17 protein-coding genes, 1 tRNA gene and 2 pseudogenes are annotated in these 22,214 nt (G+C 56.2%); 10 read left to right on the plus strand and 10 right to left on the minus strand.

The features are described 5' to 3' along the window. Positions 1-13: 13 nt before the first annotated feature. Together feoB and ASN_RS20265 are read right to left on the minus strand one after the other, a co-directional pair. Complete coding sequence (feoB, locus tag ASN_RS12845; protein WP_058988411.1) at positions 14-1,855, minus strand: ferrous iron transport protein B; 1,842 nt, start codon at positions 1,853-1,855, stop codon at positions 14-16. Between the two features lie 131 nt (positions 1,856-1,986). Next, positions 1,987-2,214, minus strand: a pseudogene (locus ASN_RS20265) (FeoA family protein); the annotation flags it as partial. Positions 2,215-2,494: 280 nt separating this feature from the next. Here ASN_RS20265 and typA point away from each other — a divergent pair. Continuing rightward, positions 2,495-4,318, plus strand: coding sequence for a translational GTPase TypA (gene typA, locus ASN_RS12860; protein WP_006557490.1), 1,824 nt, complete (start codon positions 2,495-2,497; stop codon positions 4,316-4,318). Positions 4,319-4,440: 122 nt separating this feature from the next. On the opposite strand, the gene bla is transcribed toward typA, so the two are convergent. Continuing rightward, positions 4,441-5,301 (minus strand): class A beta-lactamase, encoded by an 861-nt coding sequence (gene bla / locus ASN_RS12865; RefSeq protein WP_058988414.1) that lies wholly within the window; start codon positions 5,299-5,301, stop codon positions 4,441-4,443. 142 nt (positions 5,302-5,443) lie between these two features. On the opposite strand from bla, the gene ASN_RS12870 reads away from it, so the two are divergent. The 5 genes and pseudogenes from ASN_RS12870 (at position 5,444) to ASN_RS12885 (ending at position 8,957) form a co-directional block, all read left to right on the plus strand. Next, positions 5,444-5,959, plus strand: coding sequence for a MarR family winged helix-turn-helix transcriptional regulator (locus ASN_RS12870; RefSeq protein ID WP_197603288.1), 516 nt, complete (start codon positions 5,444-5,446; stop codon positions 5,957-5,959). A gap of 47 nt (positions 5,960-6,006) precedes the next feature. Continuing rightward, complete coding sequence (locus tag ASN_RS20270) at positions 6,007-6,369, plus strand: RNA-dependent RNA polymerase family protein (RefSeq protein ID WP_231948211.1); 363 nt, start codon at positions 6,007-6,009, stop codon at positions 6,367-6,369. After that, entirely contained in the window at positions 6,359-6,604 is a 246-nt protein-coding gene (locus ASN_RS20275) for a GNAT family N-acetyltransferase (protein ID WP_231948212.1), read from the plus strand. Before ASN_RS20270 ends, ASN_RS20275 begins: the two co-directional genes overlap by 11 nt. Positions 6,605-6,755: 151 nt before the next feature. Next, positions 6,756-8,401: pseudogene (gene pgm / locus ASN_RS12880) on the plus strand (phosphoglucomutase (alpha-D-glucose-1,6-bisphosphate-dependent)). A 256-nt stretch (positions 8,402-8,657) separates the two neighbouring features. After that, positions 8,658-8,957 (plus strand): hypothetical protein, encoded by a 300-nt coding sequence (locus tag ASN_RS12885; protein WP_039903376.1) that lies wholly within the window; start codon positions 8,658-8,660, stop codon positions 8,955-8,957. Between the two features lie 128 nt (positions 8,958-9,085). Here the strand turns inward: ASN_RS12885 and ASN_RS12890 are convergent, their stop codons facing one another. The 4 genes from ASN_RS12890 to ASN_RS12905 all read right to left on the minus strand — a co-directional run bounded on the left by ASN_RS12890 (position 9,086) and on the right by ASN_RS12905 (position 14,008). Beyond that, entirely contained in the window at positions 9,086-10,342 is a 1,257-nt protein-coding gene (locus ASN_RS12890; RefSeq protein WP_058988416.1) for a D-amino acid dehydrogenase, read from the minus strand. A gap of 4 nt (positions 10,343-10,346) precedes the next feature. After that, the gene (gene alr, locus ASN_RS12895) at positions 10,347-11,477 is read right to left on the minus strand and encodes an alanine racemase (protein ID WP_058988417.1); all 1,131 of its coding nucleotides are present in this window, start codon (positions 11,475-11,477) and stop codon (positions 10,347-10,349) included. A 132-nt stretch (positions 11,478-11,609) separates the two neighbouring features. Next, a complete protein-coding gene (locus tag ASN_RS12900; RefSeq protein WP_035378025.1) occupies positions 11,610-12,629 on the minus strand; it encodes an NAD(P)/FAD-dependent oxidoreductase in 1,020 nt (339 codons plus the stop codon). Between the two features lie 158 nt (positions 12,630-12,787). Next, positions 12,788-14,008, minus strand: a complete 1,221-nt coding sequence (locus ASN_RS12905) for an NADP-dependent isocitrate dehydrogenase (RefSeq protein WP_058988418.1) — start codon at positions 14,006-14,008, stop codon at positions 12,788-12,790. 243 nt (positions 14,009-14,251) lie between these two features. Here ASN_RS12905 and ASN_RS12910 point away from each other — a divergent pair, with 243 nt between their 5' ends. The 4 genes from ASN_RS12910 to ASN_RS12930 all read left to right on the plus strand — a co-directional run bounded on the left by ASN_RS12910 (position 14,252) and on the right by ASN_RS12930 (position 19,095). After that, a complete protein-coding gene (locus ASN_RS12910; protein WP_058988419.1) occupies positions 14,252-15,751 on the plus strand; it encodes a peptide MFS transporter in 1,500 nt (499 codons plus the stop codon). 889 nt (positions 15,752-16,640) lie between these two features. Beyond that, positions 16,641-17,774: an acyl-CoA dehydrogenase family protein gene (locus ASN_RS12920; RefSeq protein WP_058988421.1), complete on the plus strand. Its 1,134-nt coding sequence runs from the start codon at positions 16,641-16,643 to the stop codon at positions 17,772-17,774. Next, positions 17,771-18,502 (plus strand): PIG-L deacetylase family protein, encoded by a 732-nt coding sequence (locus tag ASN_RS12925; RefSeq protein WP_193323416.1) that lies wholly within the window; start codon positions 17,771-17,773, stop codon positions 18,500-18,502. Before ASN_RS12920 ends, ASN_RS12925 begins: the two co-directional genes overlap by 4 nt. Further along, positions 18,499-19,095 carry a class I SAM-dependent DNA methyltransferase gene (locus ASN_RS12930; protein ID WP_058988423.1) on the plus strand — a complete coding sequence of 199 codons (597 nt, stop codon included), beginning with the start codon at positions 18,499-18,501 and terminating at the stop codon, positions 19,093-19,095. Before ASN_RS12925 ends, ASN_RS12930 begins: the two co-directional genes overlap by 4 nt. Here the strand turns inward: ASN_RS12930 and ASN_RS12935 are convergent. From ASN_RS12935 to ASN_RS12945, 3 genes are all read right to left on the minus strand, one after another. Further along, a complete protein-coding gene (locus ASN_RS12935; RefSeq protein ID WP_058988424.1) occupies positions 19,001-20,137 on the minus strand; it encodes a glycosyltransferase in 1,137 nt (378 codons plus the stop codon). The genes ASN_RS12930 and ASN_RS12935 overlap by 95 nt on opposite strands. Positions 20,138-20,797: 660 nt before the next feature. Beyond that, a tRNA-His gene (locus ASN_RS12940) sits at positions 20,798-20,873 on the minus strand. Between the two features lie 75 nt (positions 20,874-20,948). Then, the gene (locus tag ASN_RS12945; RefSeq protein ID WP_058988425.1) at positions 20,949-22,121 is read right to left on the minus strand and encodes an aminotransferase; all 1,173 of its coding nucleotides are present in this window, start codon (positions 22,119-22,121) and stop codon (positions 20,949-20,951) included. Between the last annotated feature and the right edge of the window lie 93 nt (positions 22,122-22,214).

The following is a 22,214-nucleotide window of genomic DNA, read 5'->3' on the forward strand; positions in this document are numbered from 1 at the left end:
ACGTCTCCTGTTGTTATCCGCTGATCAGTCGGGTGATGTGATAGGCCAGAAAAGAGGCCGCGTAAGCCATGCCGAACAGATAGGCCGTAGAGATCCAGACCAGTCGCCAGGAACCGGTTTCCCGGCGAATAACGGCCAGAGTGGAGAAGCATTGCGGCGCGTAAACATACCATGCCAGCAAAGAGAACGCTGTTGCAAGGCTCCATTGGGCCGAAAGCAGGGGCGCAAGCTGGGATGCGGCATCGGCTTCCGATGCACCGACCGAATACACGGTGGCAAGCGCGCTGACAGCAACCTCACGCGCGGCAAGGCCCGGAATGAGCGCCACGCAGATCTGCCAGTTGAAGCCAATGAACTGGAAGAAGGGCAGCATCAGGTGGCCAATGCGGCCAGCCAGACTATAGTCAATGGCTGGCCCTGTGGCACCGGCTGGCGGAGCAGGGAAGCTGGAAAGCGCCCACATCAGCACGCTGAGCGTGACAATAATGGTGCCTACACGGGATAGAAAAATGCGTGCGCGCTGCCACAGTTCAATAGACAGACTTTGCAGGCCCGGCAGACGATAGTTGGGCAGTTCAAGCAGCAACGGGTGCTCATCCGTTGTGGCGCGCCGCTTCAATACACGCGCCACAACCAGCGCGCTGAGGATTCCGGCGGCGTACAGCCCGAAAAGAACAAGCCCCTGCAGGTTGAAAAGACCTGCAATATGCCGGGCGGGGATGAACGCTCCAATCAAAAGAGCATAAACCGGCAACCGCGCCGAACATGTCATGAGCGGGGCGATCATGATGGTCACCATCCGATCACGGGGGTTCTGGATGGTGCGGGTGGACATGATGCCGGGCACGGCGCAGGCAAAGCTGGACAGCAGGGGAATGAAGGAGCGTCCGCTCAGCCCCGCCGAGGCCATCAGCTTGTCCAGCATGAAGGCGGCGCGTGGCAGATACCCGGATTCCTCCAGTGCCAGAATCCAGAGAAACAGAATCAGAATTTGCGGCAGGAACACAATAACCGTCCCTGCGCCTGCAATAATACCGTCCACCACAAGGCTGCGCAAAACGCCGTCTGGCAGCAGGGCTCCCACATGGTCCCCCAGCGATTTCATGCCGTTATCGAGCATGTCCATGAAAGGTTGTGCCCAGGAGAACACGGCCTGAAACATGATAAATAGCAGCACGAACAGGATGAGCATGCCCCATACGGGGTGGAGCACCCAGCGGTCTAGCTTGTCTTCAAAAAGCTGTGTGCGTTCGGTTGTGCGGGCGACACACAGCGCCAGAAGCCGCCGTACTTCCGCATGCAGGTCCGTGCCTTCAGGCAGGGGCGTTGGGGGCGTGGGCGCAGGCGCATCAAGGGCTGCAAGAATATTCTGGCAGCCGCCACGCTTGATCCCCACAGCACTAACAACCGGCACGCCAAGTTCCGCCTGCAGGCGGGGGATATCAATGGTGAGCCCCTGTTTGCGAATGGCGTCAATCATGTTGAGCACCACAATCATGGGGCGCCCAAGCTGCCGTAATTCCAGCATGAAACGCAGATGCAGGCGCAGGTTGGTGGCGGCAACAACACTTACCAGCAGATCTGGTGCGGGTTCGCCTTTGTAGACGCCACGGCAGACATCGCGGGTTACGGCTTCGTCCGGGCTGGTGGCTGCCAGACTGTAAGTGCCGGGCAGATCAATTACCTGCACGCGGCGTCCTGCCGGAGTGACAAGGCGGCCTGCCTTACGTTCAACCGTCACGCCTGCGTAGTTGGCAACCTTCTGGCGACTGCCCGTCAACTGGTTGAAAATGGCCGTTTTTCCGCAGTTGGGGTTACCAACCAGCGCGACGCGTAGAGGGGGGAGATCAGTCATGCAAGGGGACCAGCCACGGGGGCCTGATGTGAGGAACTGTCTGCTGTGCTGGCAGAGGGGGAGGGTGCAGCAGGGGCTGCCTGCTCATGGGGTTGGGCTGCGCAGGATGGGGCGGTGGCTGCTGTGTTGTCCCGCAACACAATACGGTGTGCTTCCGAGCGCCGCAGCGCAAAACGCGTAAAGCCGATTTCCACCGCCATCGGGTCTCCCCCCAGCGGGCCGAACGCAATGACCTTCACCGGTTCTCCCGGCACAAAGCCCAGCTCACCCAGACGCTGGGCAATGGCATCGTGCGTGGAGAGGGCTTCTATATGGTCAATCACACCGGCGGCGCGAAGGGAAAGCTGGTTCAGGCGCAAGGCTTGGTCATCCTGCTCAGACGGACTAAGGAGTCACGTATATATTGAGAATGATCCTTAATTCCAAGCTGGCTGGCTGTCCAATGTGTGGGGCAGGGGGCAGTTATGGCCCGCAGCAGCAAGGCCTGCTGGCAGGTTCTGGGCGCCTTGTGAGGATTTTACGTGCATTTCTGCACGCTGGCGCTTATCAACGGGGCCAGCATTCTTTATACCGCAACTCAACCGCCCCGTTTGCATGACTGGTGGCGGCAGAACGCGCAGGGACAATCAGGCACCTTTCATGGATATCCGCAATATCGCCATCATTGCACACGTCGATCATGGCAAGACCACTCTCGTTGACGAACTGCTGAAGCAGTCTGGCTCATTCCATGAGCATCAGCAGGTTGCTGAACGCGCCATGGACAGCAATGATCTGGAACGTGAGCGGGGCATCACCATTCTGGCCAAGTGCACCTCCGTTGTGTGGCAGAACACCCGGATCAACATTATCGATACCCCCGGACACGCCGACTTCGGCGGGGAAGTGGAACGTATTCTCAGCATGGTGGACGGCGCGATTGTGCTGGTCGACTCCGCTGAAGGCGCATTGCCGCAGACCAAGTTTGTGGTGGGTAAAGCTCTGGCCCGTGGCCTGAAGCCGATTGTGGTTGTGAACAAGATTGACCGTGGCGATGCCCGCCCGGACGAAGTGCATAACGAAATCTTTGATCTGTTCGCGGCTCTTGGCGCCAATGATGAACAGCTTGATTTCCCCATGCTGTACGCTTCTGGCCGTCAGGGCTGGGCCGATGTTGAGCTTGATGGACCGCGCAAGGACCTCAGCCCGATGTTCGAGCTGATCCTGAAGCACGTTCCAGCACCCAAGCTGGACAAGGAAAAGCCGTTCGCCATGACGGCCACCATCCTTGAAAACGACAACTTCCTCGGTCGTGTGCTGACGGGCCGTGTGGAACAGGGCCGCGCCAAGGTCAACATGCCGGTAAAGGTGCTGCGGGCTGATGGCTCTGTGGTGGAAACTGGCCGTCTGACCAAACTGCTGTCCTTCCGTGGGCTGGACCGTGTGGCGGTTGATGAAGTGGAAGCTGGGGACATTGTGGCCGTGGCCGGTCTGTCTGAAGCCACTATTCCTGACACCATTGCGTCTCCGGAAGTGACTGCACCGCTTGAAGCCATTCCGGTTGATCCGCCGACCCTGTCCATGACGTTCCGTCTGAACGACGGCCCTCTGGGTGGTCGTGAAGGCAAGAAGGTGACGTCTCGCCAGATTCGTGACCGTCTGTTCAAGGAAACGGAAAGCAACATTGCTATCCGCGTGACTGACAGCCCGGAAAGCGAAGCTTTTGAAGTGGCTGGCCGTGGTGAACTTCAGCTTGGCGTGCTGATTGAAACCATGCGTCGTGAAGGGTTTGAACTGACCATCGGCCGTCCGCGCGTGCTGTTCAGCACGAACGAGGAAACGGGTGAGCGGGAAGAACCGTTCGAAGAAGTCACCATTGACGTGGACGAACCCTATTCCGGCGTGGTCGTGGAAAAGATGTCTCAGCGTAAGGGGCAGATGCAGGATATGCGTCCGTCTGGTGGGGACAAGGTGCGTCTGACCTTCATCATCCCGTCTCGCGGGCTGATTGGGTATCATGGCGAATTCCTGACCGACACGCGCGGCACGGGTATCATGAACCGCCTGTTCTATGGGTATCAGCCTTATGCTGGCACCATTGAAGGTCGCCGTAACGGATCTCTGATCTCTGCGGAAGATGGTTCAACCACCCAGTATTCCCTGTTCTCTCTGCAGGACCGTGGTACGCTGTTTGTGAATGCGGGTGAAAAAGTTTACGTGGGCATGATCATCGGTGAGCATTCCCGTGAAAATGACCTGGAAGTGAACGCAGTCCGTGAAAAGAAGCTGACCAACATTCGTGCCGCAGGCAAGGATGAAGCTCTGCTGCTGGTCCCGCCGCGCCGTATGTCTCTGGAACAGGCGATTGCCTACATCGAAGACGATGAACTGGTGGAAGTGACACCATCTGCCATCCGTCTGCGCAAGCGCTATCTGGACCCGAACGAACGCAAGAAGCGTGAACGTAAGGGTGATGCGTCCTAAGCGTCAGTCTGATTGCAAGGCGTAGCCGCCTTGTAAAAGGGACGGGGTAATTGCCCGAAGGAAGCCTGTCTGCATGAAAATGCAGGCAGGTTTTTTTGTATCGGGAAGCCTGCCGCGATGTGTCAGGCTGTCAGCCGTGTTGCCACCAGTTTGCCTATCCCCGCAAAAACAGAGGAAAGCTGCTGTTCCGTCGGGTGGCCGCCCCGAGTGTAGGCGCAGACAACAATGCTGGTTTCAGGGGTTGGCCAGATAATGGCAATATCTCCTGCAGCATCCTTGCCATTATTGCCTGTTTTATCTCCAATCTTCCATTCGTTCGGAAGCCCTGCGCGGAGCCGGTGTTCGCCCGTCCGGCATCTGATGAGCCAGTCTGTCAGGATAGTGCGGGAGGGAGCGGACAGAACCGGTCCCGACACCAGATGCTGCAGAATAAAAGCCATGGAGCGCGGGGTGGTGGTGTTCTGTATGGCGCCCGGTGGAGTGCGGTTCAGGTAGGGCTCCACATCATCAAGGCGTGTTGTTTTGTCCCCAAGATGCCGCCAGAAAGCCGTTAGAACAGAAGGCCCGCCAATGTGGGTCAGTAGCAGGTTGGCGCAGGTGTTATCGCTCTGCTCTACCGCGCCAGCACAGAGTTCCCGGATGGTCATCTGGCCTTTTGCCTGATTGGCCTTGGCGACAGGCGCGTAAAGATCCCCGATATCCGCTGCAGTGTAAGAGAGCGGGCGTTCAAGAGTATCCAGTCCTTTGTCAACGCGGGCCAGCACACAAGCCGCAAGGGAGGCCTTGAATGTGCTGCACATGACAAAGCGTTCGTCTGTCCGCCAGCCAAGAGTTGCACCAGTTTGGGTATTTTCTGCGTAAAAACCAACGTGACCACCGGTCTCGTTCTCGTGCTGCGAGATCACGGTGGGCGCTGATGTGCCAGCGATAGCGGGTGCGGCGAGCAAGGCGGAACTGCCCCATAAAAAATGTCGTCTCCTCATGGTGTGCCTTTCCTTGCTTTATTCTCTCTTTATCAGCCCTCCGATGAGCAGGTTTTGTCAAAGGAAGAGTGACATCATCCTGTGCGGGATGTGTGTGGGCAGTTCAGCCACGTAGGCCGGAAGGAAAACGACGGGAATATAGTTGACTTTAGCAACTAACTTCCTGCATCCTGCCGAAATGCAGCAGACAATAGACGCCATCCGGACATTCAATCGGTTTTACACGCGTTTTATTGGCGCGCTGGATGCCCATTTTCTGGGAAGCAGGGTCAGCCTTTCAGAAGCCCGCCTGCTGCTGGAAATAGCAGGGAATGAACCGGTGCAGGCCAGCGCTTTGCAGGCCATGCTCGGGTTGGATCGGGGGTATCTCAGCCGGATGATCAGTCGTTTTGAAAAGCACGGCTGGGTTTCGCGCGATCGCTCCGGTCAGGATGGACGCTCCCGCCCCATCAGTCTGACGGCGGAGGGGCGGGCGCTTTTCGCGGATATTGATCAACGCCAGCATGATGAAATTGCGGCCGTTCTTACCCGTCTGGATCAAGCAGGGCAGCAGGAACTGGCATCAGCACTCACCACAGCCAGACGACTGCTGTCAGAAGCCTCTTCTCCCGCGGGTGAAGCGCGTGCGGCTCGGAACGTGTTGGACAGGCCTGTCTGAACGCGCTCACGGGGCGGCAGGCTGTGCTCTCAAGGGGCAATGACGTCGTGCGCTGTTTTGACCCGGCTATCAGTCCGTTTGGCGCCGTCAGGGAGGACAGTGCGCAAAACTGGGACGCATTGGTGGCTCTGGCAGACGGCGCAGAACTCTGGGTGATGGAAAAGGAACAAGCGGTTTTTCCTCCCCAGATCAGAAAAGTGCGTTCGGCGGAATGCCTTCAGATGGTGGCGCGGGATGTGCCTGCTGAAGACAGCACTCTTTCATACTGTGATCTGGGGGAGGAGGATGCCGCTGATATGCTGGCGCTTGCCAGACTGACGGCTCCCGGTCCGTTTTTTGCCTCAGACGTATCGGCTGGGGGCATTCGTGGGCATTCGGGATCAGGGGCGGTTGGTCGCCATGGCGGGTGAGCGGCTGAAACCCGGAAATTTTACGGAAGTCAGCGGGGTCTGCACGCATCCTGACTATCGGGGGCGTGGCTATGCCCGGTTCCTCATGCGGGTGGTGGCCCGCCGTATTCTGGCCAGGGGGGAGCAGCCATTCCTTCACTCCTATTCCAGCAATATGGCCGCTATCGCTCTGTATGCTGCGCTTGGGTTTGAACCGCACCAGACCATTACCGCGACGGTGATTCGTAAGGCATGAGGTGATGGCAAGGGCCACGAATCTGCCCGCTTTTTCCTGCTGTCGGACCACTCCTCTCTGGGCATCCAGCACAATCCATGGTTTTCTGCATGCCATTCAGGAGTTCGGGCGTTAGCCGATAGCCCGTAGAGATGTAAGGATTTTTACAGCAATGGTTCAGATCAGCCCTATGGCCGGCAAGACTCTTCCTTCTGCTCAACTGACGGATATTCCAGCACTGATTGCTGCCTATTATGATCGCAAGCCTGATGTTTCGATCCCAACGCAGCGTGTGTCCTTTGGTACATCCGGGCATCGTGGCTCTTCATTCCATACGAGCTTTAACGAAAATCATATTCTGGCTATTTGCGAGGCCATCAGCCGCCATCGGAAGGCGGAAGGTATTGATGGACCGCTGTTTATCGGCATGGATTCCCATGCTCTTTCCGGCCCGGCCCAGAAATCCGCTATCGAGGTTTTTGCGGCACATGGTCTGGATGTGCGGATTGATGAAAAAGGGGGTTACACGCCCACGCCCGTTATTTCCCATGCCATTCTGACCTACAACAAAGGCCGCACCACGGGGCTGGCCGATGGTGTGGTGATCACGCCTTCCCACAACCCGCCTTCTGATGGCGGGTTTAAATATAATCCCCCCAATGGCGGCCCGGCGGATACAAGCATTACCAAGGCCATTCAGGATATGGCGAACGGCTTTCTTGCTGATGGCATGAAAGATGTAAAACGCCTGCCGTATGAAGAGGCCAAAAAGGCTACCTGCATCAAGGGTCATGACTACGTGACCCCGTATGTGGAAGATCTGGATGCCGTTATTGATATGAAGGCCATTCGGGATGCCGGGGTAAAGATTGGCATTGATCCGCTGGGTGGCGCTGCTGTGGGGTACTGGCAGCCGATTATTGACCGCTACGGCCTGAACGCCACGGTTGTCAGCACGGAAGTGGACCCGACATTTTCCTTCATGACGGCCGACTGGGACGGACAGATCCGTATGGACTGCTCCTCTCCTTATGCCATGGCACGCCTGATCGAGATGGGTGACCGTTTTGATGTGGCTTTCGCTAACGATACGGATGCAGACCGGCACGGTATTGTGGCGCAGCCGGATGGCCTGATGAACCCCAACCACTATCTGGCTGTAGCAATTTCCTATCTGTTCCAGAATCGTCCGGAATGGGGCAAGGATCTGGGCATTGGTAAAACGCTGGTCAGCAGTGGCCTGATTGACCGTGTTGCCAAGGATATCGGGCGCAAACTGGTGGAAGTACCCGTTGGGCTGAAATGGTTTGTGCCCGGCCTGCTTGATGGTTCCCTCGGTTTCGGGGGGAAGAAAGTGCTGGTGCCACCTTCCTACGGCGTGATGGCACGGTCTGGACCACGGATAAGGACGGGATCATTCTTGGCCTGCTGGCGGCGGAAATTACGGCCAAAACGGGTAAGAACCCGAGCGTCCATTATCATGAGATCATCGCGCGTCTTGGCACGCCTTACTACGCCCGCATTGATGCTCCGGCTTCCCCCGAACAGAAAGCCAAGCTGAGCAAGCTGACACCCGAGCAGTTTCCGCTGGAAACCCTTGCAGGGGACAAGATCATCAGCAAGCTGACACGGGCACCGGGGAATGATGCGCCGATTGGCGGCCTTAAGGTTGTGACCGAAAATGGATGGTTTGCAGCACGTCCGTCCGGCACGGAAGATGTTTACAAGATCTATGCAGAGAGCTTCAAAAGTGAAGCGCATCTGAAAGCGATTCAGGATGAAGCTCAGGCAGCGATATCCAAAGTATTTGCCGCCTGAAAACAGGGTGCTTTACCAGAAGGAGGGGAATCAGGCATCAGCCCGGTTTCCCTCTTGTGGGAGATTGTGTCGGGAGTTAGGTGGCCTTGCGTCAAACTCACGGCACGCTTCTGTTTTTTAGAATTATAGTGCGAGACGCGCGTTTTGCAGCATGATATGATTCATGCCAAGCCAGCCCGATGCATGATCTCATACACCGCTCTGGCATTATAAATCATGGTCTAGATGGGCCTGATTATTCTTGGAGACATTTTTCATGATTTCTCGTCGTCTTCTCGCAGCTCTGTCCACTGTTGCTCTGCTGGGCGCGGCTGCTCCGTCTTTTGCTCAGGAAGCGCCTGCTACGGCACCGGCTGCGCCTTCTGCTCCGACCGCTGAAGCCCCGACCACCCCGGAAGCTGCTCCGGCTCCTTCTGGTGCTGCTGAAACCGGCAAGGAAGAAGGCACCAAAAAGAAGAGCAAGAAGCACCACAGCAAGAAGCACCATCATGGTCACAAGAAGACCAAGAAGGCTGCTGAAGGCGATGCTTCAGGGTCCGATTCTTCTGCTCAGTAATCTGGAGGCAATGCGGGCTTAAGGTCCGCCTGTCTTTGGCCTGAACAGGGTTGATTCAGAAAACGGGGCCGGGGAATTTCTCCGGCCCCGTTTTTTTATGGGCGTTTAAGGGGCTGCTTTGAAAACCTTCAGGCGTAACGGCTGAGGGAAAGATCCAGAGCCGGGATATCGGTCTTCCTGCCGTGAATCAGATCAGCAATAAGACGGCCTGACCCACAGGCCATGGTCCAGCCCAAGGTGCCATGACCCGTATTGAGCCACAGGTTTCTGAATGCGGATACCGGGCCGATAACGGGTGTACCGTCCGGTGTGTTGGGGCGCAGGCCCGTCCAGTATGTTGCGGCTGACAGATCTCCCCCGCCAAACAGTTCAGAGAACGAGAGCTCAAGTGTCTCGCGCCGGTCTGGGCTGAGGCGCAGATTATAGCCCGTTAATTCAGCCGTGCCGCCTACCCGGATACGGTTGCCCAGCCGCGTGATGGCAACCTTGTAGGTTTCATCATTCACGGTGGAAGAGGGAGCGTGGCTTTCATCTGTCAGGGGCAGCGTGAGGGAATAGCCTTTTACCGGATAAACGGGCAGGTGAATCTCCAGCGGTTTCAGCAATAAGGGGCTGTAGCTGCCCATAGACACGACATAGGCATCTGCCCGCAGATGGCCAGCGCTGGTGCGGACAGACATGATCTCATCCGCGGCGGCATCCATCCCTTTGATGGTGGTATTGTAAAGGAAGGTGACGCCCTGAGCTTCCGCCATCTTGGCAAGGCGCTGCGTGAAAACGTGGGCATCGCCCGATTCATCTCCCGGTAGATACAGTCCTGCTTTCAACAGGTGTCGTGCATGGGCCAGGCCGGGTTCGTGTTCCAGAATCTGGTCTACCGTCAGCAGCGTATGGGGAATGGCGCTTTCAGAGAGCAGGCGCATATCCCGCTGAATCTTGTCCACCTGTTTGTTGGTGCGGAAAAGCTGGATCAGCCCGCGTTGGCGGTCATCATACGTCAGGCCAGTTTCTTCACGCAGCGCGTCCAGACAGTCACGGCTGTATTCAGCAACACGCAACATGCGGGATTTGTTGATGTCATAGGCATGGGCGTTGCAGTTTTTCAGAAGCTGCTCAATCCACCGGAACATGGCCAGATCAAACCGCTTGCGGATAACAAGCGGACTATGGTGCCGCTGGAGCATCCACTTCATGGCTTGCAACGGCAAGGATGGTCCTGCCCAAGGCGTGGAATATCCGGGCGAAACCTGCCCTGCATTGGCAAAAGAGGTTTCAAGCCCGGGTGCAGGCTGGCGGTCCACCACGGTCACTTCATGGCCCAGTTTGGACAGGTACCAGGCAGAGGTGGTGCCAATGACGCCGGCGCCGAGAACGATGATTTTCACGGTGTCATCCTTTCCGGGGATCGTGGTGGGTGCGGTGGTAGCGTGAACCGAGATCTGTCAGCAATTCGTAGCCGATGGTGTCTGCCAGAAAAGCCGTTTCATCAAGGGGGTTATGGGGGCCAATCAGATCAAAAGCTACGCCGGGCGCGGGGGGCAGCCCTGCAAGATCCGTAATATCCACAGCGAGTGAGTCCATGGAGATACGCCCGATTATTGGCAGTTTGATGTCAGGCTGTTCAGGAAAAACGGCCACACCTTTTCCGCCCAGCCTTCGCGGAAAGCCATCTCCATACCCAATGCCCAACAATGCGATGTTAGTGGGGCGTTGGGTCACAAAGGTCGCGCCATAGCCAACATGGGCTCCAGCCGGCACGTGGCGCGTCTGGATCACACGGGCTTGCAGCCGGATGACGGGCTGCATTGGGTTCGGTTGCCCCGGTGTGGGATTGATTCCGTATAGGGTAGCCCCTGGTCGCACGAGGTCAAACCGCCAGTCCGGCCCTAGAAACATGCCGGATGAGGCAGACAGGCTTGCCGGAGCCGGTGGCAGCCGTTTGCGCAAGCGTTCAAATGTGTCCAGTTGGTGCCGGTTCAGCGGATGTTCTGGTGTATCAGCGCACGCCAGATGACTCATCACCAGTATGGTTTCAATTCCGGCCAGCCCGTTATTGAGCCTGAGTGCGTTTACGTCGTCTTCTGTCAGCCCGAAACGGGACATACCGCTATCCACCTGCAAGGCCGCAGGGAGGGCACTCTTTTCATTTTGGGCAAGAGCCTGCCATTCCTGAACCTGCGGAAGGCTGTTCAGCACGGGCAGCAGATTATGGGCCAGAAATGCGGGTGCGGTATCGGGTGGCGGGCCATGCAGCACGAAAATACGGCTGTCCGGGGCAATCAGCCTTCGCAGCGCCACGCCTTCGGCCAGATGCGCCACAAAGAAAGTGCGGCAGCCAGCCTCGTATAAAACAGGCGCAATTTCAGCCAGACCCAACCCGTAGGCATTGGCTTTCACTGCCGCGCCAGCTTCTGTCTGCGGCCCCGCAAGAGAGTGAAGGATCATGTAGTTGGCGGCAATGGCGGCCAGATCAATCAGCAGGCGACCACCTTCCCATCCATTCTGCGGCGGAATGCTCATGAGGTCGAGGGGATTCGGGGGAGGGAAAGCGGAAGAAGGCGGTCTGGCCTTATCGTATGCATGGCTGCTTTCCCTCTTTCCGTTCAAGAGACCTTATTATCCATAAGAGTGAAAAGGACGCAAAGGTCGGTCTCAGGCAGCGGGAACCCCTTTGCTGGTGGAATATTCAAAATGCAGCGCCTGATCCGGGTTCACAATGGGGTAGATGGCATGCGCAGCCATGGCCCCTTCACTGAAGCCCTGCAGAATGAGTTTCAGTTTGCCGGGGTAGGTGGCCACATCGCCAATAGCGAACACGCCGGGCATGTTGGTTTCACAACTTGAGGGCACAACAGGGATGGTGGAACGCACGGTATCCACGCCCCAACGGGCAATGGGGCCAAGGTCTGTTGCCAGCCCGAAGAAGGGTAGAAGGGTATCGGCCTCTAGCGCACGGGTTGCGCCATCCAGATCAGCAACCTCCACGGCCTCCAGCACGCCGTTCTGCCCACGCAGGGCATGAAGCTGGTAAGGCACCACTTTTTCAATCTGCCCTGCGGCAACAGCTTCATCCAACAGGCGCAGGCTTTCCGGCGCGCCACGGAAGCGATCCCGACGGTGTACAAGATACAGTTTTTCCGCCTTGTCTTTCAGCGCGAGTGCCCAGTCCAGCGCGGAATCGCCGCCGCCTGCAATCACAATGCGTCGGCCTTCAAAATCAGCTTTCCGGCGCACGTAATACTGCACGGCTCCTGTGCCTTCAAAGGCATCCAGCCCATCAAGTGGCGGCCGGTTGGGGCCGAAAGCGCCCGCCCCGGCAGCAATGATAACAGCCTTACTGTTGACCTGCGCCCCTTTGTCCGTGCCCAGCGTAAAGGCGCCGCGGTGGCCAGTCAGGCTTTCAATACGGTGTTTCAGCAGGCGAGGGATGGCAAAAGGTTCAATCTGTTTTTCAAGATTGGCAATAAGCTGCGCCCCTTCTACCGCCGGGCAGGCCGGAATATCATAGATGGGTTTTTCTGGGTACAGCGCCACGCACTGGCCACCTACTTCCGGCAGAACGTCAATTAACAAACACCGCAGGCGCAACATGGCGCATTGAAAGGCGGCAAAAAGCCCGGCAGGGCCAGCGCCGATAATGGCGACGTCTGTCTCAATCGGCATGTCAGTCATGGCGCGGCGGATCTCCCCTTTGGTCCGGCTGATGAAAGCTGTTTTTTTGCGCTACCACGCGGGCGGGCGCAATGGGGTAGCCCTACAACATTACCCATAAAAAAGAGGGAGCGCCCAGGAGCGCCCCCTCTGCCATGCCACCTGAAGGATGTTTCAGGTCAGGATTTGGCGAGTTCCTTTTTCAGCCCGGCATCCAGCACATCAAGGAAAGGCTGCGTGTCCAGCCATTTTGTATCCTTGCCAACCAGAATGGCGAGGTCCTTGGTCATCTGGCCGGATTCCACCGTGTCGATACACACTTTTTCCAGTGTTTCAGCAAAATGCACCACGTCCGGGGTGTCATCAAACTTGCCACGGTAAGCCAGCCCGCGTGTCCATGCGAAGATGGAGGCAATGGGGTTGGTGCTGGTGGGCTTGCCCTTCTGGTGTTCACGGAAGTGGCGGGTAACTGTGCCGTGGGCGGCTTCAGCTTCCACCACATCCCCCGTGGGGTTCAGCAGAACGGAGGTCATCAGCCCGAGGCTGCCAAAGCCCTGTGCCACAATGTCGCTCTGCACGTCGCCATCATAGTTCTTGCAGGCCCAGACATACCCGCCGTTCCACTTCAGGGCGCAGGCCACCATGTCATCAATCAGGCGGTGTTCGTAGGTCAGGCCGGCTTTTTCAAAGTCTGCCTTGAACTCTTTGTCGTACACTTCCTGAAACACATCCTTGAACATGCCATCATAGGCTTTCAGAATGGTGTTCTTGGTGGACAGATACACCGGCAGACCACGATCCCGCCCGTAGGAGAGGGAAGCGCGGGCAAAGCCTTCAATGGAGGCGCGGGTGTTGTGCATGCCAAGGGCCACACCGGGGCCCTTGAAGTCATGCACATCCAGCGTCACGGTTTCACCGCCGCCTTCCGGCACATAGGTAAGGGTAACCTTGCCGGGGCCGGGGATCTTGGTTTCCGCCGCGCGGTAGATATCGCCATACGCGTGACGACCAATGACAATCGGCTTGGTCCAGTGCGGAACCAGACGCGGCACGTTTGAGCAGATGATCGGTTCGCGGAAGATGGTGCCATCCAGAATGTTGCGGATGGTGCCATTGGGGGAGCGATACATCCGCTTCAGCCCGAATTCCTTCACGCGGGCTTCATCCGGGGTGATGGTGGCGCATTTTACCGCAACGCCATAGCGTTTTGTGGCTTCGGCTGCCTCAACCGTCACCTTGTCGTCCGTGGCGTCACGATGTTCAATGCCCAGATCATAGTATTTCAGGTCAATATCGAGATAGGGCAAAATCAGCCGTTCCCGGATGAAATGCCAGATAATACGGGTCATTTCATCACCATCCATCTCTACGACGGGGTTTTTGACCTTGATTTTTGCCATGGTTGAAATCCGTTCCAGAAAAAATCTCGAAAAATTTGCGCAATGCGTATGGGCATCATGCAAGAGGCGGATGAACGAATTAAAAGCCTTGAGAGCCAGCGGCTATTCACATTCCTGACAGCACAGCCGTTGCAGGCGTGCCTGCCCTGGCGGAGTGTGCTCATAAAAGGCCAGTTTCCCGCAGCTTGCACGGGGTAGGCATATCTGTTCTAGGGAGTGTTATCACAATATGGTCAGGACTTTATGACGGCATCTTTGTCTTCTTCGCCAACACGTTCGCAGTCTTTCTCAGTCGTGCTGGCTATCGAACTGTGGGAACGGTTCGGGTTCTACGGCATGCAGGGCATCCTGCTGCTGTATATGGTGCAACGCCTTGGGTTTGATGATGCTCAGGCCAATCTGCTGTGGGGCACGTTTTCCGCCGTGACCTATGCCGCCCCGGCCATTGGTGGCTGGATTGGAGACGCCCTGCTGGGCTCCCGGCGCACCATGACAATGGGGGCCGCCGTGCTGGCCATTGGCTATGCTCTGCTGGGGCTGGATTTGGGTGGACAGTTCGCCCTGTTCGTGGCGCTGGCCGTCATTGCCTTGGGGAACGGCCTGTTCAAGGCCAATGCCGCCAATCTGGTGCGCCGTATCTATGAAGGGGATGATGCCCGGATAGATGTGGCTTTCACCATTTATTACATGAGCATCAACGTTGGTTCCACGTTCTCGCTCCTGTTAACACCGTGGTTGCAGCAGCATTACGGGTGGGGTCCGCCCTTTCTGGTATGTTCGGCCGGGTTGGTGTTTGGCCTTGCCTGTTATGGAATTTTCCGGAGCCGTTTGCAGAATATTGGTTCCGCGCCGGATTTCCGGCCTATTGTGCCCCGGCATCTTGCCGGTGTGCTGGCCGGGGTGGTGGTGGCCCTTGTGGTCATGGTGGGCATTCTGGGCGTGCCCGCAGCCGGGAAGGCCTGTGTCTGGATTGCGGCGCTGGTTATCGGCATTATCTGGGTTCTGTTGTACCGGCGGGCAACGCCAGCGCATCGGCCCGGCCTGCGGTTGGCTTATCTGCTGATTGTGCAGACCATGCTGTATTTTGTATTTTATCAGCAGATGGTCACGTCCCTCACGCTGTTTGCGCTGCGTGATGTGCAGTCTCAGTTTACGCTGTTTGGTGTGCCGCTGTTTTCCATGTCCGCCGGGCAGTTTCAGGCACTTAATCCGGTGTGGATCATGGCCGCCAGCCCTGTTCTGTCCTGGCTATATAAAGCCATGGAAGATCGGGGATGGAGTTTTCCCATTGCCGAGAAATTTATTGTTGGGTTCTCGCTGGTAGCACTGGCCTTTCTGATCTGGTGGTGGAGTGCGGCCACAAGCACAACCCTTGTGTCTCCGTGGGTGATGTTCTGGGCTTACGGTGCCTTGTCTGTCGGTGAATTGCTGATCAGTGCTCTGGGTCTGGCCGTGGTGGCGCGTTATGTGCCTGCCAATGTGGGCGGCTTCATGATGGGTAGTTATTGTGTATCAAACGGGGTCGCCATGTATCTGGGTAGCATGATGGCCAATCTGGCCGCCATGGGGTCTGCCATAAGTGGTGGGGACCCATCTGTAACACTGCCTATCTATGCAGGGTTGTTCCGTACCCTGTTCTTGTTGGCTGTTGGTTGCACGTTGCTTTTTGCACTGTGCCTGCCGTTCACCCGCCGGTGGGATGCGCAGCATCGTGCCGCGCAGGAAGCCCGGCAAGCGGAATAATTTCCGCACAATTTATGGTGGCGGGCCAGAAGAAACGGGATTTTACCCAGTTCTTCTGGTCCGCTGGTTTTTCCGATGAGAGCCTGTTTGAAACACCATTAATTCCGAGTTGGTGATTGGTGTTTTGAACCCGGCAGGTGGATTGGGAGAGCACTGCGGGCCATAGGCACAAAAATCCAAACTATTCCGCTATATAAAGACCTATCACGCTGAGCAGACAAACGGCTCAAACAGCCTCTCGCTCTGATCGCCATTCAGGCCATCCAGATCATGGCTGAGGCGATGGAAAAGAAGCTCAGGATAATACTCGCCATTCCTTAAGGCGTTCTCGCAGTTTCCCCACCGGAGATGGAAAACATGGTTTTTTCTATGGTTCCTGATCAAGAGGCAGGTCATATGATTTCTTGAAAGAACGAGAGAATATTGGGTTACCTATTTTTTCTTGATGTCCACAAAATTCTTAAAGACAGGAAAATAGGAATAAAATACAAAATTTTGATGGGAAGATGCGATTTACTGTATCCAGACCACAGAGAGAGAACAGCAATTGCAAGAAAAGTATATGATATATGAAGCCAGGAAATTCTTTTAGGGGCAAGCATGATCGTCTCTTTTTCAATATTATCTCTGGTGGATAAGAGTTATCTTAATCTAAAAAAACAAAATAAAAAAATATGACACAAAAATAACAGTTCTTGCCCTCTGACTCTCAAGATATTATCCAGCCGATCTTCTCTTTTTATAGAAAAACAGGGTCACGGACGCCTTTCAAACGGGTCTTGGCGTGTTGGTTCCGTGCCTGGCAGAGAGGACGAAAGATGAACTTCTTCTTTTCTGATGCGTTTGGTGCGTGTTCTGGCATCCGGTGTCAGCAGGGAGAACGCCAGTCATGCCCGTTTGCTATCTGCCCGAAAAAACGCAGGATATTGCCGCTTTCCGCAGCGCGTTAAAGCGGCTTTGCGCGGCTCATCCTTCGGATATTTCAGGAGGGGAAGAAGGCGCGTTTCCCTCGGTATTGTTGGATCAACTGACGCAACTGGGGGCATTGTCCGCTGCGTTGCCTGTCAAAAATGGTGGACTAGGGCTGCATGAATCGCCTGAGGGGATGCTGGGTCTGATTGATCTGCTGCGCATTTCCGGGCGACTGAGCCTGTCTCTGGGGCGATGTCTGGAAGGGCATATCAATGTTGTGCGGCTTGTGTCCCTGTATGGTTCGGACACCCAACGGAACGCTTTGGCTGCTTTTGTGAAACAAGGCGTTCTGGGCGGAATCTGGGTGACTGACGGTGCCCCGCCGGTCACGTTGGAACTGACGGCAACCGGGTATCAGTTAAAGGGAGCTAAAGGGTTCTGTAGTGGCGTGCGCCAGGTGGGTATGGCCCTGATCACTGCACGGAATGCACTGGGGCAGGACGTCATGGTTCTGGTCTCTACCGATGAGCCTGAGCGGATTGGCAAAGGGCCCGGCCACCTGACAGGTATGGCAGGGAGTGGAACTGGCGCCTACAATTTTACCGGAATGGAGATTTCACCTGATGCGATTATCGGCCGACCTGGTGATTATTTGCGGCAACCGGAATTTTCTGCCGGGGCATGGCGTGGGTCAGCCGTAGCGCTGGGCGGCATGGATGTGCTGGTGGACCTGATGCGTCAAGAACTTCAGGCACGAGGGCGGGCGGAAAATCCACATCAACAGCGGCGTATTGGTGAAGCGCTTATTCTGCGCGAGACGGCAAGCCTGTGGGTGCATCGTGCAGCCAGAGCTGTTTATGGCACACCTGCTGAACCAGAGGAGTGCGCAGCCATGGTGAATCTGGCCCGTATTGCTGTTGAGCAGGCGGGCGTGCAGCTTATAACGCTGGTTCAGCAGGCGCTGGGGCTTTCCGCATTTATTCGTGGCAAGCGTGTTGAACAGACACTACGGGATTTGGCCACGTATCTGCGCCAACCGGCCCCTGATGAAACCCTGACAGAAGCGGCAGCGTGGTTTGCAGACCGTGAATGGCCGGAAGACAAATCATGAAAAATGGAGAGCTCATTTCAGAACTTTTCCGCCTTCCGGTAAGGAACATTGAAGAAATAGCGCCAGGAACGGCGTTGATTCTTGCTCCGCACCCAGATGATGAAAGTCTGGGATGTGGTGGTTTTATTGCTGAAGCTGTGGCCAGAGGCAGTCCGCCAGTGGTGGTGATCGTTTCAGATGGGTCAGGCTCTCATCCAGCGTCGCGGGAGTGGCCGGAGGAGCGCCTGACGCAGCAAAGAGAGAAAGAAGCGCGCGAGGCTGCAAGAATTCTGGGCCTTCCCCCGGAACGCCTTTATTTTCTGGGCCTCCGTGATACGGCTGTTCCAACAGAAGGGCCGGAATTCAGGATTACTGTGGATCGTTTGGCCGAATTGGCCCTCCATTATGATTGCAATACGCTTCTGGTCCCATGGCGGCATGATCCGCATTGTGATCATGAAGCTGTGTGGCTGATGGGGAAAGTTTTGAAAGCCATGTTGCCCCATCTGCGCTTGCTGGCTTATCCGGTCTGGGGTCTTACCTTGCCGTCTGACGGTGTTCTTGATCAACCTTTTCCAGCAGGGTGGCGGTTGGATATAGGCGCGCATCTGGCCACAAAACGGCATGCGGTGGAGGCTCATGAAAGCCAGCGCGGGCTTGTGATACAGGATGATCCAGATGGATTTGTCATGCCGGAAAATCTGTTGGAAAAGATCATTCAGACATATGAAATCTATCTTTTGTCATGACCAAGAAAACATGGTCTCCCGATATTTTTGATGCCCTGTTTCAGACAAATCCTGATCCGTGGAATTTTGAAAACAGTCTGTATGAACAGGAAAAGCTGTCTCGTCTTCTGTCATGCCTACCAAAGCAGCAGATCAATTTCTGTGTTGAACTCGGGTGTGCCGTAGGGGTGGGCACCAAGGCTCTTGCAGCACGGTGTGGGCGGGTTCTGGCGGTGGATGCGTCTTCCACGGCCTTACATATGGCCCGGAACAGATGTTCTGATTTGAAAAACGTAAAATTTTTTGAAGGGTTTTTACCAGAAGATTACCCCATATCTGCGGTAGGTGGCTGCGATGTGATCGTGATTTCAGAAGTTCTGTATTTCATGGCACCGGGCGATATTAAAAAACTTGTTGAACGCATTATGGAAAGTCTGTCACAGGCTGCAACGTTAATGACGGTTAACTGGACCGGCGAAACAGATACGCCGTGCACTGGAGATGAAGCTGCCGAATGCTTTATTCAGGCTTGTCATCAATATCATTGGGTGACCGACCATACTGAGCGGGGCGAGACCTACCGGCTGGATCGCCTGCGGTGTGCGGCACCGTAAAAAACGAGTAGGCCTGTTTGTGAAGCAGAAAATCAATGACGCGTTGGGCTCTGCGGAGATGCAGGTGCAGGTCAGCACGCTTTACGCGAACAGGTTTGTTGGGGAAATTTGAAAGAATATTTTTTATATCAAGATATTTCTTATTCTCTTTGAGTAGACGCCTCGTCCGCAGCATGCATATGGAAACGGGTTCCAGTGCGTCATCCAGATAATCATCCTGCTGCATGATGCGTCGGGCAATGGTATCAGCCATGCCCCCACGGGCGCGCCCCACCAGACGCGCGGAGACATAGACTTTCACGTCTGGGGCGTGGCGTACGGGGAGAGCCGCCTGCTTCAATGCGGTGTAAAAGGCCCGATCTTCACTCAAAGGTTCAGGCGGAATACCGCCCACCTGCTGCCATGCTTCGCGGGTTACAGCAATACTGGCACCCGAGCGTTCGCTATGGCGGGGCCATGGGTCATAGGGGGTTGGTACCAGAAGGGCTTTGATGTGTTCCAGTAAAGCCGCGTAGGCTTGCTCCTTTTCATCATCCTGATGCAGATGCAAAGGAATTTTCTGAAATTCGGAAGGAAGGAGGAGCGCGCGCCCAAAAACGGCGGCGACATTGTAGCGGATGAACGCTTCAAGGGTCTGCTTCATCCAGTCTGGTGCAACTTCTCCATCTGCATCTGTAGTAAAAAGAAGGGCATCGGGTGGTGCGTGTCGGGCTGCATGGGCCATGGCATCATGCCGGGCACGGCCTGCATGCGCCTGATCTGGTGAATAGGAAACAGAAACGCTTTCTACCGCAAAAGGCAGGGCGTCCTGTAAGGTGTGAATCTGTTGCCGGGTGTCATCCTGTGTGTTGTTGACCCATACAATTACTTTGTGGGGCAGGAAGTCTTCCTGCCGGGCAAGGGCCATAAGGCAGGGCACAATATGTTCGGCCTCATTGCAGGCCGGAATGGCGACAATACGTGATCGTTGCAGATAGGATGAAGAGAGAGGCTGAAAAGTAGTGAGTTGATGGGTCTGGGCGTCTGTGTCCGTAATGAGCATCGGAATGCAATCCTTTCGCCGTCTGTTCACGGCATGAATGAAGACGCGCAGAACGGCCACCAGTTCATGATGGCTGATATTTTTGGAAAATCGTGCAGCAGGAAGGTCTTGTGGGGCGAGGCCGTGACCTGTTTACGATCCGTGGGCCGCCTTCCTGCGGGTAGCATACAGAGAAAGACCGCCAGAAGTGTCTGCTACGGAAGGGGTAAGACGCTTTGCCGGAGAAGTGGGCAAGGACGCGGAACAACAGGCGCTGCTTTCGGGTGTCATAAGAGACGGGGAGATCGGCGGCCGTGTGAACAGGAAACTGTTACGCCAGAGTTCATGTCTGCGTTTTTGCTGGAGGGCGTCTCGCGAGCAGTCCTTCTTCAAGGGCACTGTTCATCTCCTGTCAAAACGGGTTGCATCACGTCTGGTTACAGTTCGGGTGTTACAACGCCACCATGGCCTGAGAGTTCAGGAGATTTGAATTTTATGATGCCGCGGTGAGGAGCGAGACTGGCTTTGCCCGGTTCTCCTTCTTTTAAAGAAGCGCAAAGGCCGGAGCAGCAGTCAGAACAGTTGCTTCAGGGGCTGCTGGCTGCATGAACAGCATGCTGCAAACAGAGGAACCTGAGTGGCCCGTAAATAAAAATGTCAATTTTCAAGAGAATAGATAGCTGGGGCGAACGACGGGGATCGAACCCGCGACAACCGGTACCACAAACCGGCGCTCTACCGACTGAGCTACGTCCGCCACACAGCTAGGGGTCGTTTAGAGAAATGCGCTCCGTCCGTCAATGCAAGAGTGAGGGACGGGCGCAAAATTTTTTCAGGCGCGTTTATGCCACGCTTCAATACGGTTGACGGCTTCCTGCAACACGCTTTCCTGCTTGCAGAATGCAAAGCGCAGCAGATGTGTGGGAGGAGCACCATTGGAGGGTTCATAAAAGGCGGAGGCCGGGATTGTGGTCACACCGGCCTGTTCTGTCAGCAGGCGGGCGAAGGCCATATCATCCAGCCCATTCGCCAGCGGGGTGATGTCCGCCATGACAAAGTAGCTGCCTTGGCAGGGCAGGACGTCCAGCCCAACCCCACGTAATCCGGCGGAGAGAAGATCGCGCTTGTGGGCCAGATCGGCCGAGAGTTCGGCAAAATAGCGTTCGTCCTTGTTCAGGCCGTAGGCCACCGCCCGCTGAAGATTGGGGGGCGTGGCAAACACCAGATTCTGATGAGCCTTGGCCACCACCGCCGCAAGCGGGGCAGGGGCGGTAACGTAGCCCACTTTCCACCCGGTCAGGGAGAAGCTTTTCCCGGCACTGCCAATGCGCAGGCAGCGCTCCCGCATGTCAGGCAGGGCCATAAGGGAGAGATGAGGGGTATTGAAGGTCAGGTGCTCATAGACTTCGTCACAGATGGCATAGGCATCGTGCTGCTTCAGCAGCCCCGCGATGAACGTCAGTTCATCGGGGGAGAACACTTTGCCGGTGGGATTCATGGGGGTGTTGAGGAGAATCGCCTTGGTGCGGGCGCAAAAGGCCTCCGCCAGTGCTTGCCTGGGCAGGGTCCAGCCGGGATGTTCCAGCCGCACGATACGGGGGACCCCGCCAAGCTGGCGGACCATAGGCAGATAGGTATCATAAAGGGGTTCGATCAGAACCACCTCATCGCCCGGTTCGATCAACGCCATGAGGGATGCTGCGAGCGCTTCCGTTGCGCCGGAGGTCACGACCACCTCAGACTCGGGATCAACCACGATTCTCTGAAACCGGGCGTTTGAATGGGCTACGGCTGCGCGTAATTCCGGCAGACCTGTGAGAGGCGCATATTGATTGCGCTGGTCAAGCAGGGCGTCTGCCGCAGCCTGCACAATATCGTGCGGGCCTTCCGTATCCGGAAAGCCCTGACCGAGATTTATGGCTCCGTGCTGGCGGGCCAGTTCAGACATAACGGTAAAAATGGTGGTTGGCAGCGCCGCTAACTGTCTGTTCAGCGGTTTTGTCATGTCTGGGTTCCTTGTTGAGGTCTAGGGTGAATTAAGGGGGAAAAACTGGTGCCATGCCTGCATCAGGGTGGGGAGGTCAGTGCTTTATCGATA

This window comes from Acetobacter senegalensis (assembly GCF_001499615.1).
Lineage (GTDB): Bacteria > Pseudomonadota > Alphaproteobacteria > Acetobacterales > Acetobacteraceae > Acetobacter > Acetobacter senegalensis.

What these genes read in the sequence shown, in the direction of transcription:
- feoB (WP_058988411.1), bottom strand. Translation starts at nt 1,855, where the DNA reads ATGACTGATCTCCCCCCTCTACGCGTCGCGCTGGTTGGTAACCCCAAC.
- typA (WP_006557490.1), top strand. Translation starts at nt 2,495, where the DNA reads ATGGATATCCGCAATATCGCCATCATTGCACACGTCGATCATGGCAAG.
- bla (WP_058988414.1), bottom strand. Translation starts at nt 5,301, where the DNA reads ATGAGGAGACGACATTTTTTATGGGGCAGTTCCGCCTTGCTCGCCGCA.
- ASN_RS20275 (WP_231948212.1), top strand. Translation starts at nt 6,359, where the DNA reads ATGGCGGGTGAGCGGCTGAAACCCGGAAATTTTACGGAAGTCAGCGGG.
- ASN_RS12885 (WP_039903376.1), top strand. Translation starts at nt 8,658, where the DNA reads ATGATTTCTCGTCGTCTTCTCGCAGCTCTGTCCACTGTTGCTCTGCTG.
- alr (WP_058988417.1), bottom strand. Translation starts at nt 11,477, where the DNA reads ATGAGCATTCCGCCGCAGAATGGATGGGAAGGTGGTCGCCTGCTGATT.
- ASN_RS12900 (WP_035378025.1), bottom strand. Translation starts at nt 12,629, where the DNA reads ATGACTGACATGCCGATTGAGACAGACGTCGCCATTATCGGCGCTGGC.
- ASN_RS12905 (WP_058988418.1), bottom strand. Translation starts at nt 14,008, where the DNA reads ATGGCAAAAATCAAGGTCAAAAACCCCGTCGTAGAGATGGATGGTGAT.
- ASN_RS12910 (WP_058988419.1), top strand. Translation starts at nt 14,252, where the DNA reads ATGACGGCATCTTTGTCTTCTTCGCCAACACGTTCGCAGTCTTTCTCA.
- ASN_RS12920 (WP_058988421.1), top strand. Translation starts at nt 16,641, where the DNA reads ATGCCCGTTTGCTATCTGCCCGAAAAAACGCAGGATATTGCCGCTTTC.
- ASN_RS12925 (WP_193323416.1), top strand. Translation starts at nt 17,771, where the DNA reads ATGAAAAATGGAGAGCTCATTTCAGAACTTTTCCGCCTTCCGGTAAGG.
- ASN_RS12930 (WP_058988423.1), top strand. Translation starts at nt 18,499, where the DNA reads ATGACCAAGAAAACATGGTCTCCCGATATTTTTGATGCCCTGTTTCAG.
- ASN_RS12935 (WP_058988424.1), bottom strand. Translation starts at nt 20,137, where the DNA reads ATGCTCATTACGGACACAGACGCCCAGACCCATCAACTCACTACTTTT.
- ASN_RS12945 (WP_058988425.1), bottom strand. Translation starts at nt 22,121, where the DNA reads ATGACAAAACCGCTGAACAGACAGTTAGCGGCGCTGCCAACCACCATT.